Source organism: Streptomyces mashuensis (genome assembly GCF_014654785.1).
Classification (GTDB): Bacteria; Actinomycetota; Actinomycetes; order Streptomycetales; family Streptomycetaceae; genus Streptomyces; species Streptomyces mashuensis.
Window position 1 is genome coordinate 392,221 of sequence record NZ_BNBD01000004.1, and the last position, 16,775, is coordinate 408,995.

The following is a 16,775-nucleotide window of genomic DNA, read 5'->3' on the forward strand; positions in this document are numbered from 1 at the left end:
TGCGGAGCGCGACTGTGCCGCTTCGCGGCTTGGGGCGGGGAGGGCCTGGGCTGCGCCCTGGGGGTCTGCCGCTGCGCGGCTTTGGGGGCGTGCCCGGCGAGGGGCGGTGAGGTTGGGCGGGGTGGGTGCGGGGCGGGGGCGCCGCTTCGCGGCTTGGGGGGCGTGCCCGGCGACGGGTGGTGAGGTTGGGCGGGGCTGGTGCGGGGCGGGGGCGCCGCTTCGCGGCTTTGAGGCGTGCCCGGAGAGTGGCGGCGAGGGTGGGCGTCGCGTCCACGCTCCGTCCCCCGTTGCATTCGGCCGTGTTCACGCGTGCCGTGAGGGCGCGGGGTGGCCCGCAGCATGGCTCGACCGGCACGGGCGCCGCCCCCGCAATGGCCGTGCCGACGAGGGCATTTGGGCAGGGAAAACGCAACTTCGACATGGTCCGCAAAGGCGGCTACCTTCACCTGGTCTTCGGCGGTTGCCCACGGAGGCGCCGGACCGGGTCCACGCCAGGCACCCCCAATCAGGGAGAGACGCATGCCCCAGCTTGCTCTGTACACCTTCGGCGTCCTGAAGTCGCCTCTCGCCGATCCGGGACCGCTCACGCGCGAGTTCTACGACCTCGGTGCGGCCGTCTATCGGAAGATCAGCCAGCACCCTGGATACATCGCGCACGCCGATGCGGAATACGGTGAACGCGGCTCGCACTTCGAGGCCGACTGGGGTGCGTGGGGAGAGTTCGCCGTACCGAGCTGGTACGACAAGGGTCGTACGGCGGAAACCACGGCCCTGGCCGCGACCCTCTCGCTCTGGACCGATCTGCGCCCGGCCTTCGACGCCATCTACACCGGTGTGCACCGTGAGGCGCTGAACAGGCGTTACGACTGGGTCGAGAGGTCGGAACACCCGAGTCACGTGTTCTGGTGGGTCGCCGACGGCGTGATACCCAGTTGGGAGGACGGGGTGTCCAGGCTGGAGCACCTGCACGACCACGGCGTGGCGCCGCACGCCTTCACTTTCCGCCACTCGTTCGCCCCGGACGGAACTCCGACGAGGCTCAACGGTACCGGGCCGAAGAGCGACCGTACTGAGCGCTAATATGCGCTGCGGCATCGCGTGTCGGTCACTGGTCGAGTGAGGCATGGAGGTGCCGGGAGATGCCCCTGGAGGCATACCAATGCCCGTCGAGTTGAACCACACGATCGTCCATGCCCGTGACAACCGGGAATCCGCCGCGTTCTTCGCGGACGTGCTGGGCCTTGAGATCAGCGCCGAGTGGGGTCCGTTCATCGCGGTCGAGCTGAGCAACGGCGTCACGCTGGACTTCGCCACGATCCCCGCGGAGAGCATCACCCCACAGCATTACGCCTTCCTGGTCTCGGAGGAGGAGTTCGACGCGGCGTACGCACGCATCAGGGAACGCGGTGTCGAGCACTATGCCGACCCGCACCGGCAGCAGCCCGGTGCGATCAACCACAACGACGGTGGGCGCGGCGTGTACTTCATGGACCCCGCCGGCCATGCCATGGAGCTCATCACCGTTCCCTACGGCGGCTGGCCGGCGTAACCGCGGGTGCGTGGTCCGGTCCCGCCCGGTGAGGCCCCACCGTTGCGTACGCGAAGCGCCACGTCAGGCAGGATGGCGGCATGGTGACGAATCAGCCATGGGCGGGGCTTCACGGTGACCTGCTGGCGGCCAAGGCGCGGGTGTACGACCCGTGCGGTTTCGCCTGCTCGCAGCCGGTGCCCGAACCGGAGAGCGCCGAGTACGCGGCGTGCGCGTTCACGCTCGACGGCCGGGCGGTCCGGTTCCGCGTGGCCAGGACCACCCCGGCGAAGGTGGGCCAGTTCGTCACGGTGTGGCAGCGGTCGGAGGAGGGGCCGATCCGGCCCTTCGACGCCGGCGACGGCGTGGACCTCTTCGTCATCAGCAGCCGCGACGACGACGGCTTCGGGCAGTTCGTGTTCCCGCGCGAGGTGTTGTGCGAGCGCGACATCGTCTCCCGCGACCGATCCGGCGGCAAGCGCGGATTCCGCGTCTATCCGCCGTGGGTGACCACGACCAGCCGGCAGGCCCGCAGCACCCAGGCGTGGCAGGTGCAGTACTTCCTCCACCTCGGCGAGGACGGGCCTGCCGACCTGGGACGTGCCCGCGCCCTCTACCTCCCCGGATAGCCTCGGGGAGTGGACGAACGCTTGCCCGACGATCTCGCCGACGTGTTGGATCTTCTCCTGACCAGGGACGATGCGACGCACCGTGCGCTGCGTGCTCAGCTGCCGCACGTGCGGGTGCGGGACGGCGTATTTCGACATCGACGAGAGCGTTGCGGCGGCGCCGGGGCCGGTGAACACGGTCGTCGCGGCCGAGGCGCAGCTGTTCGCGCCGGACGGCGTGGCCCGGGTGAGGTGCTCGTGTTCACGCAGCGGGGCTACCGCGACGACATGGAGGTGACGGTGGAGGCTGCGCGGACGTGGCTGCGGTCGGGCCGGAGCGTGCTGCACCGGGTGGCGCCGTGACGCGCGCCCTCACCCCGTACCAGGCCGGGCTGCGCGACCGTATGCTCGCCGCACCTGTCACGGCCGCGCCGGAACCGTGGCGGCCGGTGTTCGCGCCGTACGTGCCGGTCGGCGGGCTGACGGGCATCGGGTTCGCGACGCATCCCGCGTCGGGCCGCGACCTCGTCCTGACCGTGTCGCACGCCGGGCGGGGGCTGTTCGACGCGGTCACCGGCGAACGGATCGCGCGGGACCGCGACTCGGACGAGGACGTGGAGACCACGGCGGACGGCGTGCTGTCGTGCCGGGGCCTGGGGCCGGTGGAGGGCGTACGGGTGCCCGTCGCCGGGCTGTACGGCGGTGGTCTGCACCGGACGGCCGGCGACGGCTGGACCGTGGAGGTCGTCGCGCCGGACTGGCCGCACCACCGCGTACTGCTCTGCTGTGACGGCGGCATGCCGCACCGGAACGCGCACGGGGAGGGCTGGTGGCACGTCTTCCATGCGTCCTGGTCCGAGCTCAGGGCGGCCGGTTTCTCGCAGTCCGGGCAGACCTTTGCGGTCGCGACGAGCAGCGACCTCAGCCTGTGGACGCGTCAGCCGAGCGTGAGTGCGGCCAGCGCGTAGGGGACGGGGATCAGCGCGGCGGCGCCGAGCCAGGGGCGGAGGCGGCGGCCGCGCCGCAGGGGCAGGACGACGTCGACGACGAGGGCGACGGCGAGGAGGAGCGCCCCGGTGACCGCGAGCAGGAACATCACGGGGCCCGCGTGGTCGACGGTGGTGTAGTGGCAGTTGGTGACATCGGGGCGGGCTGCTTCTTCGAGGGTGTGGCAGTCCATGGGGAGGTACGCGGTCAGCAGCCACCAGGCGAGGTAGAGGGGCAGCATCGCGGGCACCCCGAGAGCGAGGTTGACGAGGACGGGCGCGAGGAGGCCGCGGCTGTGCTCCGGTTGCCGGCCGGGGGCGGTCTGCGCGCTCGCGGGGCGGCTGGTGTCGTTCCGGACCCGCGGGCTCGCCACGGGCGCGTCCTGTGCCGTCACTGCTTCCTCCATGGCCGAGAGCACCTCCGGCTCGCAGCGTAGAGAAACCCGGTGTCAGCGGCGAGTGACATGATCGGGGCGTGACGGACACGAATGCGGAGACGGGTACGCGGGCCGGCGAGAGGCCCGACGTCGTCGCCCGGGTGGCCGTACGGGCCCGGGCCGACAGGGGTGACGCGCTGCGCGCGCCGGTGAGCGCGCGGGAACTGGCCGCCGTGGAGGCCGAACTCGGGCTGGCGCTACCGCCGTTGCTCGCGCGGCTGTACCGGGAGGTCGGCAACGGCGGCTACGGGCCCGGCTACCAGCTGCTCCCCCTCACGGGTGACGGGCGGACCCTGGTTTCGGCGTACCGCGACGAGCTCTCGGACGCCGCCTGCACCGACGACCCGCACTGGCCGGCCGGTGTGCTGCCGCTCCTCGACTGGGGCTGCGGCATGTACGCGGCGGTCGACTGCCACAGCGCGACCGGCACGGTGCTGCTGTACGAGCCGAACGACGCCCACGACGACTGGGCCGACGCCTGGTACGTCGACGCCGGCAGCCTGGAGGAGTGGCTGGAGACGTGGCTGGCCGGCAAGGGCTGGTACGAGGAGGACGCCTACGAGGCCCCTGGTGAGGAGGGGCCGCAGGAGCCGTGCCCCTGGACGGAGGCCAAGGCCCGGCTGGCGGGGGCGGAGCCGGGGCGGTAGCCACGGCCGCCCGCCCTCGTGCCCTTCAGTTTTCCTGCTCCTTCGCCCACTGTGCGCGGCGCTTCGTCCGCGAGTGGCGCCACAGCAGCAGGGCGACGCAGAGCACGAGCAGGGCCACGCCCAGCGGCACGGAGAAGTCGGTGCTGTGGGCGAGGGCGTCGGCCTTTTCCTGGTACGTCTCGGTGTACTGGCTGCTGCCGGAACGGCCGGCCCTCGTGGTGACGCAGACGTCCCAGGGCCGCATGGCCTTGCCGTCGCAGGTGGGTTCGCGGTGGTCGGTGAGGCCGTCGGCCACCAGCTTCAGGCCGCAGCCGCCGAGGAAGAGCAGGCCGAGGACGAACAGCACCAGGGGGAAGCGGGGCCCGGCCTGCCAGGGCCGGGACGACCGGGTGCGGCCGGCGGCCGAGGGCTGGTCGAGGAGGTGTCGCGCCTGCTCGCGGGCGGTGGTGTTGGCCGCCGCGGCGGGCGTGGAGCCGCGCGGTATCTCGTAGAGCGTCCACGCGTACGGCAGGGAACGGACGGCCTTCGCGGTCGGGGAGGCGTCGCGCCAGGCCGCGGCGGCCTTGGCGAAGTGCGGCTCGTCGGCACCTCTGTCGAGGTGCCGTTGTAAGTCCGCGCGGGCCTCCACCGCGGTGGTGAAGGCGGCGTCCGGATATTTCAGGCGGATACCGCCGCCTTGTGTGCCGTCCGTCGACAGCTGCAGCCAACCCCATCCCATGGCGGAACCGTAACCGTTCCGTGGCGTGACCGGGGAGTATCCACAGGGTGCGCGGCGGGAGTTGACGGTGGGTGACGGGCCGTCAGGGAAAGTCGTCACCCGCGTTTTCCACAGGGGCTGGCGGGGCTTGACCCGCAGCGGAAGACTACTCAGCGTGATGACGGGGGACGAGTTGCGGGCCCTGGCGGAGTCGCAGGGCGGAGTGGTGCTTGCCGCGCAGGCGCAGGCGCTGGAGAGCGGGTGGACGCGGGCGCGGTTGCGCCGCGTACTGACGAAGGAGGGGTGGACGCGGGTACGGCCCGGTGCGTGGTTGCTGCCGGGGCGGCCGGTGGGGGAGCGGGAGGCGCTGTGGGCGCACCAGCTGGCGCACCCCGCGTGGGTGGCCGGCCACTGGTCGGCGGCCCGGCTGCACGGCATCGTGCCGCGGGCGCCGCGCACGGAGTTCATCGGCGAGGGCGCGGCGCCGAAGGACGTGGTGCTGCGGCGGCTGCCGCTGCCGGCGGCGGATGTGACGGTGACGGCCGGGGGCCTGCGGACGACCACCGTCGCCCGGACGCTGGCCGACCTGCTGCGGGCGGGTCCGCGCGACGAGGTGCTGGTGGCCGTCGACGCCGCGCTGGGCTGGCGCCACCGGTGCGAGGTGGAGGAGCGGGCCGGGCCGGGCGGTCCCGTGCCGTCCGGCCGGCGGGGGCCGCCGCTGACGACGGTGGACGCCGTCGGGCGGGCCCTGACCACCGCACCGGAGCTGCGCGGGGCGAGCCGGGCGGCGTGGTGGCTGGCGCTGGCCGACCCGAAGGCGGGCTCCCCGGCCGAGACCATCGCCCGGCTGCGGATGCACGACGCGGGCCTGTACCCGGAGACGCAGGTGATGCTCGTCGTGCCCACCACCGGCCGCCGGGTCTACCCCGACTTCCTCTTCCGGGAGGCGGGGCTGGTGGTGGAGACGGAGGGCTACGCCTGGCACGGGAGCCGGGCGCAGCATCAGCGCGACGTGGAGCGGTTCAACGATCTGGCGGCGTGCCCGGAGGTGGGGAGCATCCTGCGGTTCACGGCGAGGGATGTCTTCGACCGGCCGGACGTGATGATCCGCGACATCCGTGCGGCGCTCAGCCGCGGCCGAGGGCGCGGGTGACGGTGATCTCGATGGCGACGCGTTCGGGGTTGGGCTGGGGGGTGCGGCCGTAGCGCTCGGCGTAGCGGGCGACGGCGTCGGCGATGACGTCGGCCTCGGTGCGGACGACGGCGCGGCCCTCCAGGGTGGCCCAGCGCTTGCCCTCCAGCTGGCAGACGGCGACGGGGGCGCCGTCGGGCCCGGCGGCGAGGACGTTGGCGACCTTGCGGCTGCCCTTGTTGGTGATGACGCGGGCTATGCCGGTGTGGGGGTCGAAGGTGACGCCGACGGCGACGACGTGGGGCGTGCCGTTGGGGCGGAGCGTGGTCAGGGTGCAGAGGTGCCGCTCACGCCAGAAAGTGAGGTAGTCGGGGTCGAGTGCGCGGAGGTCGTGGGCCATGCGGGCAGCGTAGTGCGGCCACCGGGTGGGCCGGGGCGGCACTGGGAAAACCACATTGAGTGGACTAGACTCAACTTATCGGAGGTCGAGTACCGCAGGGACACCGACGGGAACAGGGCTGATCCGCAGCCGGAGGAGGAGTCACAGGTCGTGGATGCCGAGCTGACCAACAAGAGCCGTGAGGCGCTCAGCGCCGCGAACGATCGCGCGGTGGCGGCCGGGCACGTCGACATGACCCCCGCCCACCTGCTGCTGGCGCTGCTCGCGGTGCGCGACAACGAGAACGTGATGGACCTGCTCGCGGCCGTCGAGGCCGACGCCGCGGCGCTGCGCTCGGCCGCCGAGCGCGAGCTCGCCGCGCTGCCCAGCGTGCAGGGGTCCACCGTCGCCCCGCCGCAGCCCAACCGCGAGCTGATGGCCGCGCTGGCCGACGCCTCGCAGCGGGCGCGCGACCTCGGCGACGAGTACATCTCCACCGAGCACCTGCTCATCGGCCTCGCGGCCAAGGGCGGGCGCACCGGGGAGCTGCTGGCGGCACAGGGAGCCTCCGCGGAGAAGCTGCTGGAGGCGTTCGAGAAGGCAAGGGGCGGACAGCGGGTGACGACTCCGGACCCGGAGGGCACGTACAAGGCGCTGGAGAAGTTCGGCACGGACTTCACGGCGGCGGCGCGCGAGGGCCGGCTCGACCCGGTCATCGGGCGGGACCACGAGATCCGGCGCGTGGTGCAGGTGCTGTCGCGCCGCACGAAGAACAACCCGGTGCTCATCGGCGAGCCCGGCGTCGGCAAGACGGCCGTCGTGGAGGGCCTGGCCCAGCGGATAGTGAAGGGCGACGTCCCCGAGTCGCTGAAGAACAAGCGGCTGGTCTCCCTGGACCTGGGCGCGATGGTCGCGGGCGCGAAGTACCGCGGCGAGTTCGAGGAGCGGCTGAAGACCGTCCTGGCGGAGATCAAGGCCAGCGACGGGCAGATCATCACCTTCATCGACGAGCTGCACACGGTCGTCGGCGCGGGCGCCGGCGGCGACTCGGCCATGGACGCGGGCAACATGCTCAAGCCCATGCTGGCCCGCGGCGAGCTGCGCATGGTCGGCGCGACGACGCTCGACGAGTACCGCGAGCGCGTCGAGAAGGACCCCGCCCTGGAGCGCCGCTTCCAGCAGGTGCTGGTCGCCGAGCCCTCCGTGGAGGACTCCATCGCCATCCTCCGCGGCCTCAAGGGCCGCTACGAGGCGCACCACAAGGTGCAGATCGCCGACTCGGCGCTGGTGGCCGCGGCCACCCTCTCCGACCGGTACATCACCTCCCGCTTCCTGCCCGACAAGGCCATCGACCTCGTCGACGAGGCCGCGTCCCGGCTGCGCATGGAGATCGACTCCTCGCCCGTGGAGATCGACGAGCTGCAGCGCGCCGTGGACCGGCTGAAGATGGAGGAGCTGGCCCTGCGCAACGAGTCCGACGAGGCCAGCAAGGTGCGGCTGGAGCGGCTCCGCCGCGACCTGGCCGACAAGGAGGAGGAGCTGCGCGGCCTGACCGCCCGCTGGGAGCGCGAGAAGCAGTCCCTCAACCGGGTCGGTGAGCTCAAGGAGCGCCTGGACGACCTGCGGGTGCAGGCCGAGCGGGCGCAGCGCGACGGTGACTTCGACACGGCGTCGAAGCTGCTGTACGGGGAGATCCCCGCGGTCGAGCGGGAGCTGGAGGACGCCGCGCGGGCCGAGGCGGAGGCCGAGCAGGAGGCCGCCACGAAGGACCTCATGGTCAAGGAGGAGGTCGGCCCGGACGACATCGCCGACGTCGTCGCCTCCTGGACCGGCATCCCCGCGGGCCGGCTGCTGGAGGGCGAGACGCAGAAGCTGCTGCGCATGGAGGAGGAGATCGGCAAGCGGCTGATCGGGCAGACGGAGGCCGTGCGGGCCGTGTCCGACGCCGTGCGGCGTTCGCGGGCCGGCATCGCCGACCCGGACCGGCCCACCGGCTCGTTCCTGTTCCTCGGCCCGACCGGTGTGGGCAAGACGGAGCTGGCGAAGGCGCTCGCCGACTTCCTGTTCGACGACGAGCGGGCCATGGTCCGCATCGACATGAGCGAGTACGGCGAGAAGCACTCGGTGGCGCGCCTGGTCGGTGCCCCGCCCGGCTACGTGGGGTACGAGGAGGGCGGCCAGCTGACGGAGGCGGTGCGCCGCCGCCCGTACAGCGTGATCCTTCTGGACGAGGTGGAGAAGGCCCACCACGAGGTCTTCGACATCCTGCTCCAGGTGCTGGACGACGGCCGGCTCACCGACGGCCAGGGCCGGACGGTGGACTTCCGCAACACCATCCTGATCCTGACGTCCAACCTGGGGTCGACGTTCCTGGTGGACCCGGCGCTGGACGAGGAGCAGAAGAAGCAGCGCGTGCTGGAGACGGTGCGGGCCTCGTTCCGGCCCGAGTTCCTCAACCGGCTCGACGACGTCGTCGTCTTCCACCCGCTGGGCACCGGCCAGCTGGAGCGGATCGCCGGGCTGCAGATCGGTCACCTCCAGCGCCGGCTGGCCGACCGCAGGCTCGTGCTCGACGTCAGCCCGGCCGCGCTGGCCTGGCTGGCCCGGCTGGGCCACGAACCGGCCGCGGACGGCGGTGCTCCGCCGGACCTCAGCTACGGCGCCCGGCCGCTGCGCCGGCTGGTGCAGACGGCCATCGGCGACCAGCTGGCCCGCGCCATCCTGGCGGGGCAGGTGCGGGACGGCGACACCGTACGGGTCGACGTGGCGGACGGGGGCACGGAGCTCACCGTGGCCGCCGTGCCGCAGCCGGCCGCCGGGTGAACCGTTGAATCCGGCGGGCGGGCGGACAACACCGTGACACGGGTGGGGCGGGGCTTGCCACGCCCCGCCCGGGATGGGGGAGGATGGCGGGAGACCGTACGAAGGGAAGTACACGGTGAGCATCGACCCGTCCTCGATTCCGAACTTCGGGGCCCGGCCCGAACCGCAGCCTGAGACGGGTCCGGCCGGCCCCGTCATCCCCGACCAGGACCTGGTCAAGCAGCTCCTCGACCAGATGGAGCTCAAGTACCTCGTGGACGACGAGGGTGACCTCGCTGCCCCGTGGGAGGAGTTCCGGACGTACTTCATGTTCCGGGGCGAGGAGGAGCAGCGGGTCTTCTCGGTGCGGACGTTCTACGACCGTCCGCACGACATCGAGCAGAAGCCCAAGATCCTTGAGGTGATCGACGACTGGAACCGTCGCACCCTCTGGCCGAAGGTCTACACCCACACCCACGACGACGGCACGGTCCGTCTGATCGGTGAGGTCCAGATGCTGATCGGCGTCGGGGTCTCGCTGGAGCACTTCGTGTCCAGCACGGTCAGCTGGGTGCGGGCGTCGATCGAGTTCGACAAGTGGCTCGTCGAGCAGCTCGGTCTGGAGGCCGACATCGAGGCCGACGGCGACGACAAGCCGGACGCCGAGGACTGACCGCAGGACTGATCCTGCGGGGTCACGCCGGGGCCCGCTACATGGGCACCCGGGCGATCGTCAGCAGATACGTTCCGTAGCAGAAGGAGAGCCCGGCCAGCGTGGCCGTCGCGAGGGCGACGGTGCGCGGCCGGGCTCTCGTCATGGCCAGGGCCGCCGGCAGCAGCAGTGGGAAGGCGGGCAGCAGGAAGCGCGGCTTGGACGCGAAGTAGTTGGAGCCGCCCACCGCGATCACGGCCAGGACCAGCGTGTACACCAGCAGCGGCAGCGGCGGCCGGTCGAGGACGAAGCACACCAGGGCCAGCAGCGCCGCCCCCAGGATGGCCAGGGTGGTGTAGTACGCCAGGGAGTCGCGGGCGACGACGAGGTGGCGGACGAAGTGCAGCGCGTCCCACCCGAAGTCGAACCGCGACCCCCACAGCCGCTGCACCTCGAAGTAGCCCAGCCAGCCGCCGCCCGACTCGCGGCCGGCCCACACCACGTAGCCGGCCCAGCCCACGGGCGACAGGGCCGCGCCCAGCCAGATCCGCCCGTTGCGGCGGGCCGCCGGGTGGCGCCACAGCACGGCCGCCGCGGTGCAGCACAGCGCCGCGGCCACCGCGATGCCGTTGGGCCGGGACAGCCCCGCGAGCAGCGCGAGCGTGCCGCCCCACACCCACCGGCCGGTGAGCACCGCGTACAGGGACCAGGCAGCGAGGGCCGTCATCAGCGACTCGGTGTACGCCATGGTCTGCACGATGGCGTGCGGCAGCAGGCCCCACAGCAGCACGAGCCAGATGCCGGTGCGGCGGCCGTGCAGCCGCTCGCCGACCGCGTACACGCCCCAGGCGGCCGCCCCGGCGGCGGCCCAGGACACCAGCAGCCCGGCGCTGACCACGGTGACGGGCAGGACGGTGGCCACGGCCCGCACCAGGCCGGGGAGGAGCGGGAAGAACGCCAGGTCGTTGAAGATCACGCCGCGGGTGGTGGGGGAGGGCAGCACCAGGCCGTAGCCGTGCCGGGCGATGCCCGCGTACCAGATGCCGTCCCACAGGTGCCCGAGCAGCGTGCGCGGGTGCTTGCCCACCCACCAGGCCCACCCCGCCATCACCGCCATGCCGGTCAGCCGCACCGCCGCGTACAGCGCGAGCGCGGGCAGCGCGCGGTGCAGGGCCTCGCGCACCCGGTCCGCCCGGCGGCCGGGCCGGGTGCCGGAGGGGCGGCCCGGGTCCGTGGCGCGTACGGGCGCTGCGGTGTCGGCGGGCACGGGGCACCTCCGGTGCGGGCGCGGTGGTCGGGGCACTCCGACGATGCGGCCCCTCCTGCGCACGCGCGAGGCGGAGCGCCCGTATGCGGTGCGCCTTCCACCCGCACGGGGGCACCTCGGGCTGTCGCCGTGCGGCGGCGCGCGGGGTGTGCTGTGCATGGCGGGCGGGCACACCGGCGGGGCCCGGGCGGGCCGGCTCACGACCGGTGCGTACGGGGGCGGCGAGTGCGGAGGACCGCGTACGTGTGCGTCGTCCGCGCCGGGGCGCTCGCGCGGGCCACCGGGGCGTCGGGGAGCAGGCGTCGGCGTACGCGCTGTTCTCCGCGCCCGTCTCCTTTCCGGGAACGAGGGGCTTGCCGTGCGGAATGCGCGACGGCCCGCGCGGAATTCCGTGGCCCTGACAGCGATTTCGTGCACGTGCATTGCGAGAGAGTTGCAGGTGGCCCATGCGTGCACGCATATGCGGAGCCGTCCTGCGGGCCCGGTCGGACGCCGGTCTGCTGAACATGTGAACTGCTCGGCCCTCGCGTGGATGGAATCGGGAAGATGATGGGTAAAACCGCTGTGAGCGCGGCCCATTCGTGATTCCCTCTCCATACAGAGCCACGTTGAGAGGCCCTCCCGGGAATGCCGGAACGTCCCCCGGAACGCGGAATCGGGGACCTCGTATGCGGGCATGAGCCGGCGGCACCGTCCGGAATCCGACAGGGGTCCCGTCCTCGACCCCGTCCTCCGCGGAGCGGGCCGGCCCACCCTCCCCTGCTCGCTCGCGGAGCCGACCCATGCTCACCACGCTCAAGACCACCTACACCGACACCCGGGCCGCCGACCTCGCCTGGTGCCTGGGGAGGGAACCCCTCCCCGCGCTGGCGGTCCTCGACCTCGAACTCGCCGGGTCCACCGTGCAACTGCGCCTGCTGGGCGCCTCCCACCAGGTCATACTCCGGGAGGACGGCGGGATCTGTTCCGAGACCGTCGCCTGCATACCCGGCAGCAGCACCCCGCTCCCCCTGGGCGTCTCCAAGCGCGTCGGCGCCTGGGAGTACGAGTTCGCGGCGCGCGTCGAGACCCTGCCCGGCAGCTCGTTCGCGGGGCGCGCGCAGGAGCTGCTCGCGCTGGTCGCCGACCACCCGCAGGGCCTGGCCGGGACGTTCCCCGGCAGCCCGCACGCGTTCACCGCGCTCCTCGCCCAGCGCTGCGACGGCCGCGTCGGCTGGCGCACCTGGCACGCCTACCCGCAGGAAGGACGGCTGGTCGCCACCCGCACCCGCGTGGGGGTGCGCACGGCGGCGCCCCTGGAGGGTCACCCCTCGGCGTGAGTATTTAACCCTTGTGGGTGACAAGTGCGTCATGGGTTCGTGACGTAGCGTTACCGCATGGTTCACCACCGCCCGGTGCCAGCGCGGTTGCCGGTACCGGCCGGGCTCGGCCGCCTCCTCGTGCTCACCACGGTCTTCGTCTGCGCCGCCTGTGGGCTGGTGTACGAGCTGGAACTGGTCGCCCTGGCCTCGTACTTGATAGGCGACTCCGTCACCCAGGCCTCCGTCGTCCTGTCGGTGATGGTCTTCGCCATGGGGCTCGGCTCCCTGCTGGCCAAACGCCTGCGCCGCCGCGCGGCGCTCGGCTTCGCCACGGTCGAGGCCCTGCTCGCACTGACCGGCGGCCTGTCCGCCATGGCGCTCTACGCCTGCTTCGCCTGGTACGGACAGGCCCGGCCCGCGCTCGTCGGCTTCTCCCTCGTGACCGGCGTACTGATCGGCGCCGAGGTGCCGCTGCTGATGACCCTCATCCAGCGCATCCGCCGGCAGGACGCCGGCGGCGCCGTCGCCGACCTCTTCGCCGCCGACTACGTGGGCGCCCTCGTCGGCGGGCTCGCCTTCCCCTTCCTCCTCCTGCCGGTGCTGGGCCAGTTGACGGGCGCGCTCGTCACGGGCGCGGTCAACGCCGTCGCCGGCGGCGCGCTGGTGCTGTGGCTGTTCCGCGGCGACCTGTCGCCCCGCGCCCGCTGGACGCTGGTCGTCGCCAACGCCCTGGTGCTGCTGGCACTCGCCGTCTGCTCGGCGCTCAGCGGCCCCTTCGAGCGCGCCGCCCGGCACGCCGTCTACGGCACGGACGTCCGCGTCGCCGTGCACAGCCCCGTGCAGGAGGTCGTCCTCACCGGCGGGGCCGGCGGCCGGCCGCTCTCCCTCTTCCTCGACGGCCGCCTCCGCGTCGGCGGCGACGAGGCCCGCTACCACGAGGCCCTCGTCCACCCCGCCATGGCCGGCCCCCACCGGCACGTCCTCGTCCTCGGCGGCGGCGACGGCCTGGCGGTGCGCGAAGTGCTGCGGTACGCGGACGTGGCCACCGTCACCGTCGTCGAACTGGACGCGGAGGTGCTGCGCCTCGCCCGCACCGACCCCGGCCTCGTCGCCCTCAACCACGGCGCCTACCAGGACCCGCGCGTCCACGTCGTCACGGCCGACGCCTTCGACTGGCTGCGCGGCGACCCCGGCGACCGGCCCGGCCCCGCCGCCCCCGGCACCGGCCCCGCCGCGTACGACGTGGTCCTCTGCGACCTGCCCGAGCCCGGCGTCACGCCCAGCGCCAAGCTCTACGCCCAGGAGTTCTACGGGCTGGCCCTGCGCGCCCTCGCCCCCGGCGGCCGAATAGCCGTGAACGCCGGTGACCTGGACGCCCGCCCCCACGTCTTCTGGACCGTCGAGACCACCGTCCGCTCCGTCGGCCTGCACACCGCCCCCTACCGCGTCCGCGCCTCGCCCGACCGGCCCGACGGACGCCGCGGCTGGGGCTTCGTCCTCGCCTCCCGCGACCCCGTACGGCTGCGGCTGCCCGGCGTACGGCCCCCGCTGCAGGCACTCACCTCGCACCAGCTCAGCGAGGACCGCCACGCCGCGGAGCTCGGCCGGGAGGAGGGGCTGCTGCCGTCCACGCTCATGCACCCGCGCTACCCGGGCTGACGGCACGCGCGCGGCGCGGTGCCGCGGTGGCGGGGCACCGGGCGCGGGCCTAGCGTGGCATGCGGCAGTGCCGCGCTCGAACATCCGGGATCACGCAGGATCACCCGGGAGCGCCGGGAGCATTCGGGAGGAGAAGCCCATGGCCAGGATCGCCCTCTTCGGCGCCACCGGCATGATCGGCAGCCGCGTCCTGCGGGAGGCGCTGGACCGCGGTCACGAGGTCACGGCGGTCGTCCGCGACCCGTCCCGGCTCACCGAGCAGCATCCCCGGCTCACGGTCACCACCGGCGACGTCCTCGACGCCGACGCGGTGGCCGGGGTCGCGCGCGGCCAGGACGTCGTGGTCAGCGCCGTCGGCGGCGGAGGCGGCCCCGGTCACGCCGCCACCATCGCGCCCGCCGCGAAAGCCCTGGTCGCCGGCGTACGACAGCTCGGCGACGCGGCCCCGCGCATCATCGCCGTGGGCGGCGCGGGCTCCCTGCGCACCGCCGACGGCAGCCGGGTGTGGGACGCGCCCGGCCTGCCCGGTGAACTGCTCCAGATCATGCACGCGCACGGCGACGCCCTCGACGTCTACCGCTCGGTCACCGACGTCCGCTGGACCAACCTCAGCCCCGCCGGGCAGATCGCCCCGGGCGAGCGCACGGGCCGCTACCGCACGGCCCTGGAGGACCTCGTCGTGGACGACGACGGCACGAGCCGCATCTCCGCCGAGGACTACGCGGTCGCGCTGGTCGACGAGATCGAGAAGCCGCAGCACGTCGGCGAGCGCTTCACCGTGGGCTACTGACGGAACAGGTGCTGCCGACCGGCTTCTGACCGTCTTCTGACGGAAAGTTCGATCGGATTCGACCGGGGCGGCAACGACGGCGGAGGCGGTGGGTAGGCTCGCTTGCCATGGAGCATGAGGTGTTCGTTCCGTTCCCCCCCGACGCGGTGCGGAAGGTCCTGGCGGACCCGGCGCGCGTCGCCCGCTGCGTGCCCGGGTTGCAGCAGGACGCCGCGTCGGACACCGCGCTGTCCGGACGGCTGCGGCTGCGCATCGGCGGCTCCACGATCACGTACCGGGGCGCGCTGCGGCTCACCGAGCGCGGGGGCGCGTACGAGCTGTCGGGCGAGGGCACCGAGGTGCGGGGCTCGGCCACGGTGACGTTCACGCTGACCGCGCTGCCCGAGGAGGCACCCGGCGGCACCCGCCTGACCTGCACCGGCACGGTCAGCGGCGCCGGCCGCCTCGCCGAGCTGGACCCCAAGACCACCGAGTCCGCGGGCCGCCGCCTGCTCGACCGCTTCGGCGCCGCCCTCACGGACGCCCTCCGCGAGGACACGGCGGAGGGGACGGACAGGACGGACGACGCCGCTCCCGACGCCCAAGCTCCCGACACCGAAGCCCCTGACACCACCGGCCCCGACAGCACCACGCCCGACACCCGCGGCGGCCACCCGCACGCCGCCGGCCTCGGCGACGAAGCCGGCACCCCCCTCGGCAACGGCGACGACCTCGTCGGCACCGCCTCCGGCAGCGGCGTCGAGAGCGGCGACCTCGCGGACGCCGCACTGCCCGAAGGGTTCGGGGCCGCCGCGGAGAACGCGGGCGGCAGCGGTGAGGAGCCGCCCGCAGAGGCGGCGCACGCCCGGCGCACCATGATCGGCCGGAGCGCCGAGGAGGTCGACCACGCGCCGCCCCGCGGCCGGTACGCGCCCGTCCCCGCGCCCGAGGCGGCCACCGGCACCGCCGCCCTGCGCTGGGCCGCGCCCGCCGCGGCGCTCGCCATCGCGGGCGCCGTCGTGGTGACGCGCGCGCTGCGCCGCCGTCGGTGAACCGGCGGGCCCCGTACCGGCGGAGGCCCTAGGGTCGGCACCGTGAGCGAGAACCTGACCCACACAGTGACGCTGACGGCCGGCGGTGCCGAGGTGACCGTGGACCCCGTCCACGGGTGCAGGCTGACCAGCCTGCGCCTGGACGGCACCGAGCTGCTGCGGCAGGGCGACCGGTACGGCTGCTTCCCCATGGTCCCGTGGTGCGGCCGCATCGACCACGGCCGCTTCCGCAACGGCGGCGACGTGCACCAGATGCCCGTCAATTCGGGCCCGCACGCCATTCACGGCACCGGCCGGGACGTCGCCTGGACCACACGCCGGGCCGACGAGCGCTCGGCCGTCTTCACGTACGACCTGGCCGACCCCTGGCCGTACAGCGGCAAGGTCACCCAGATGGTGGAGCTGAACCCCGGGTCCCTGACCCTGGCCATGGGCGTGGAGACGTACGGCGACTCGTTCCCGGCGCAGGCCGGCTGGCACCCGTGGTTCCTGCGGAACCTCGGCACCGGCAAGGACGCCGAGATCGGCTTCAGCCCCGCCTGGCAGGAGGAGCGCGGCGCCGACCACCTGCCCACCGGCCGCCGCATCGACCCGCAGCCCGGCCCCTGGGACGACTGCTTCGGCATGCCCGACGGGGTGGACGTCACCCTGCGCTGGCCGGACGCCCTGGAACTGAGGATCACCAGCCGCGCCGAGTGGGTCGTCGTCTACGACGAGCAGGCCGAGGCGGTGTGCGTGGAGCCGCAGTCCGGGCCGCCCAACGGGCTCAACACCCAGCCCCGCCTGGTCACGCCCATCGACCCGCTGGAGATCTCGACCACCTGGACCTGGCGGACCACGGCCTGAGCGGACCGGGACC

Annotated in this window: 18 protein-coding genes; 14 read left to right on the forward strand and 4 right to left on the reverse strand. The window is 73.4% G+C overall.

Annotation, left to right across the window (positions count from 1 at the left end):
* The first annotated feature begins 519 nt into the window (after positions 1 to 519).
* The 5 genes from IE305_RS13625 (at position 520) to IE305_RS13645 (ending at position 3,104) form a co-directional block, all read left to right on the forward strand.
* Positions 520 to 1,080 carry a DUF3291 domain-containing protein gene (locus IE305_RS13625; protein WP_190129787.1) on the forward strand — a complete coding sequence of 187 codons (561 nt, stop codon included), beginning with the start codon at positions 520 to 522 and terminating at the stop codon, positions 1,078 to 1,080.
* Between the two features lie 79 nt (positions 1,081 to 1,159).
* A complete protein-coding gene (locus IE305_RS13630) occupies positions 1,160 to 1,549 on the forward strand; it encodes a VOC family protein (RefSeq protein ID WP_190129788.1) in 390 nt (129 codons plus the stop codon).
* 80 nt (positions 1,550 to 1,629) lie between these two features.
* Positions 1,630 to 2,157, forward strand: coding sequence for a MepB family protein (locus IE305_RS13635; protein ID WP_190129789.1), 528 nt, complete (start codon positions 1,630 to 1,632; stop codon positions 2,155 to 2,157).
* 9 nt (positions 2,158 to 2,166) lie between these two features.
* A complete protein-coding gene (locus IE305_RS13640; RefSeq protein ID WP_229890909.1) occupies positions 2,167 to 2,499 on the forward strand; it encodes a hypothetical protein in 333 nt (110 codons plus the stop codon).
* A gap of 41 nt (positions 2,500 to 2,540) precedes the next feature.
* Positions 2,541 to 3,104: a hypothetical protein gene (locus tag IE305_RS13645; RefSeq protein ID WP_190129891.1), complete on the forward strand. Its 564-nt coding sequence runs from the start codon at positions 2,541 to 2,543 to the stop codon at positions 3,102 to 3,104.
* Here the strand turns inward: IE305_RS13645 and IE305_RS13650 are convergent.
* Positions 3,074 to 3,529, reverse strand: coding sequence for a hypothetical protein (locus IE305_RS13650; RefSeq protein ID WP_190129790.1), 456 nt, complete (start codon positions 3,527 to 3,529; stop codon positions 3,074 to 3,076). The two genes, IE305_RS13645 and IE305_RS13650, sit on opposite strands and share 31 nt — an antisense overlap.
* A 68-nt stretch (positions 3,530 to 3,597) precedes the next feature.
* Here IE305_RS13650 and IE305_RS13655 point away from each other — a divergent pair, with 68 nt between their 5' ends.
* The gene (locus tag IE305_RS13655) at positions 3,598 to 4,206 is read left to right on the forward strand and encodes an SMI1/KNR4 family protein (RefSeq protein WP_190129791.1); all 609 of its coding nucleotides are present in this window, start codon (positions 3,598 to 3,600) and stop codon (positions 4,204 to 4,206) included.
* 25 nt (positions 4,207 to 4,231) lie between these two features.
* On the opposite strand, the gene IE305_RS13660 is transcribed toward IE305_RS13655, so the two are convergent.
* Positions 4,232 to 4,924: a hypothetical protein gene (locus IE305_RS13660; protein ID WP_190129792.1), complete on the reverse strand. Its 693-nt coding sequence runs from the start codon at positions 4,922 to 4,924 to the stop codon at positions 4,232 to 4,234.
* 157 nt (positions 4,925 to 5,081) lie between these two features.
* On the opposite strand from IE305_RS13660, the gene IE305_RS13665 reads away from it, so the two are divergent.
* Entirely contained in the window at positions 5,082 to 6,056 is a 975-nt protein-coding gene (locus tag IE305_RS13665; RefSeq protein ID WP_190129892.1) for a hypothetical protein, read from the forward strand.
* Here the strand turns inward: IE305_RS13665 and IE305_RS13670 are convergent.
* Positions 6,031 to 6,435, reverse strand: coding sequence for a pyridoxamine 5'-phosphate oxidase family protein (locus IE305_RS13670; RefSeq protein ID WP_190129793.1), 405 nt, complete (start codon positions 6,433 to 6,435; stop codon positions 6,031 to 6,033). The genes IE305_RS13665 and IE305_RS13670 overlap by 26 nt on opposite strands.
* Positions 6,436 to 6,585: 150 nt before the next feature.
* Here IE305_RS13670 and clpB point away from each other — a divergent pair, with 150 nt between their 5' ends.
* Entirely contained in the window at positions 6,586 to 9,237 is a 2,652-nt protein-coding gene (gene clpB, locus IE305_RS13675) for an ATP-dependent chaperone ClpB (protein WP_190129794.1), read from the forward strand.
* Positions 9,238 to 9,352: 115 nt separating this feature from the next.
* A complete protein-coding gene (locus tag IE305_RS13680) occupies positions 9,353 to 9,889 on the forward strand; it encodes a YbjN domain-containing protein (RefSeq protein WP_229890911.1) in 537 nt (178 codons plus the stop codon).
* Between the two features lie 37 nt (positions 9,890 to 9,926).
* Here the strand turns inward: IE305_RS13680 and IE305_RS13685 are convergent, their stop codons facing one another.
* Entirely contained in the window at positions 9,927 to 11,135 is a 1,209-nt protein-coding gene (locus IE305_RS13685; RefSeq protein WP_190129796.1) for a putative hexosyltransferase, read from the reverse strand.
* A gap of 782 nt (positions 11,136 to 11,917) precedes the next feature.
* Between IE305_RS13685 and IE305_RS13690 the strand changes: the two genes are divergently transcribed.
* From IE305_RS13690 to IE305_RS13710, 5 genes are all read left to right on the forward strand, one after another.
* Positions 11,918 to 12,454, forward strand: a complete 537-nt coding sequence (locus IE305_RS13690) for a DUF2617 family protein (protein ID WP_190129797.1) — start codon at positions 11,918 to 11,920, stop codon at positions 12,452 to 12,454.
* A 57-nt stretch (positions 12,455 to 12,511) separates the two neighbouring features.
* Entirely contained in the window at positions 12,512 to 14,095 is a 1,584-nt protein-coding gene (locus IE305_RS13695; protein ID WP_190129798.1) for a polyamine aminopropyltransferase, read from the forward strand.
* A 139-nt stretch (positions 14,096 to 14,234) separates the two neighbouring features.
* On the forward strand, positions 14,235 to 14,885 hold the full coding sequence (locus IE305_RS13700) for an NAD(P)-dependent oxidoreductase (RefSeq protein WP_190129799.1): 651 nt from the start codon (positions 14,235 to 14,237) through the stop codon (positions 14,883 to 14,885).
* A gap of 107 nt (positions 14,886 to 14,992) precedes the next feature.
* Positions 14,993 to 15,916: an SRPBCC domain-containing protein gene (locus tag IE305_RS13705; RefSeq protein WP_190129800.1), complete on the forward strand. Its 924-nt coding sequence runs from the start codon at positions 14,993 to 14,995 to the stop codon at positions 15,914 to 15,916.
* A 42-nt stretch (positions 15,917 to 15,958) separates the two neighbouring features.
* Positions 15,959 to 16,762 carry an aldose epimerase family protein gene (locus IE305_RS13710; RefSeq protein ID WP_229890912.1) on the forward strand — a complete coding sequence of 268 codons (804 nt, stop codon included), beginning with the start codon at positions 15,959 to 15,961 and terminating at the stop codon, positions 16,760 to 16,762.
* Positions 16,763 to 16,775: the final 13 nt, after the last annotated feature.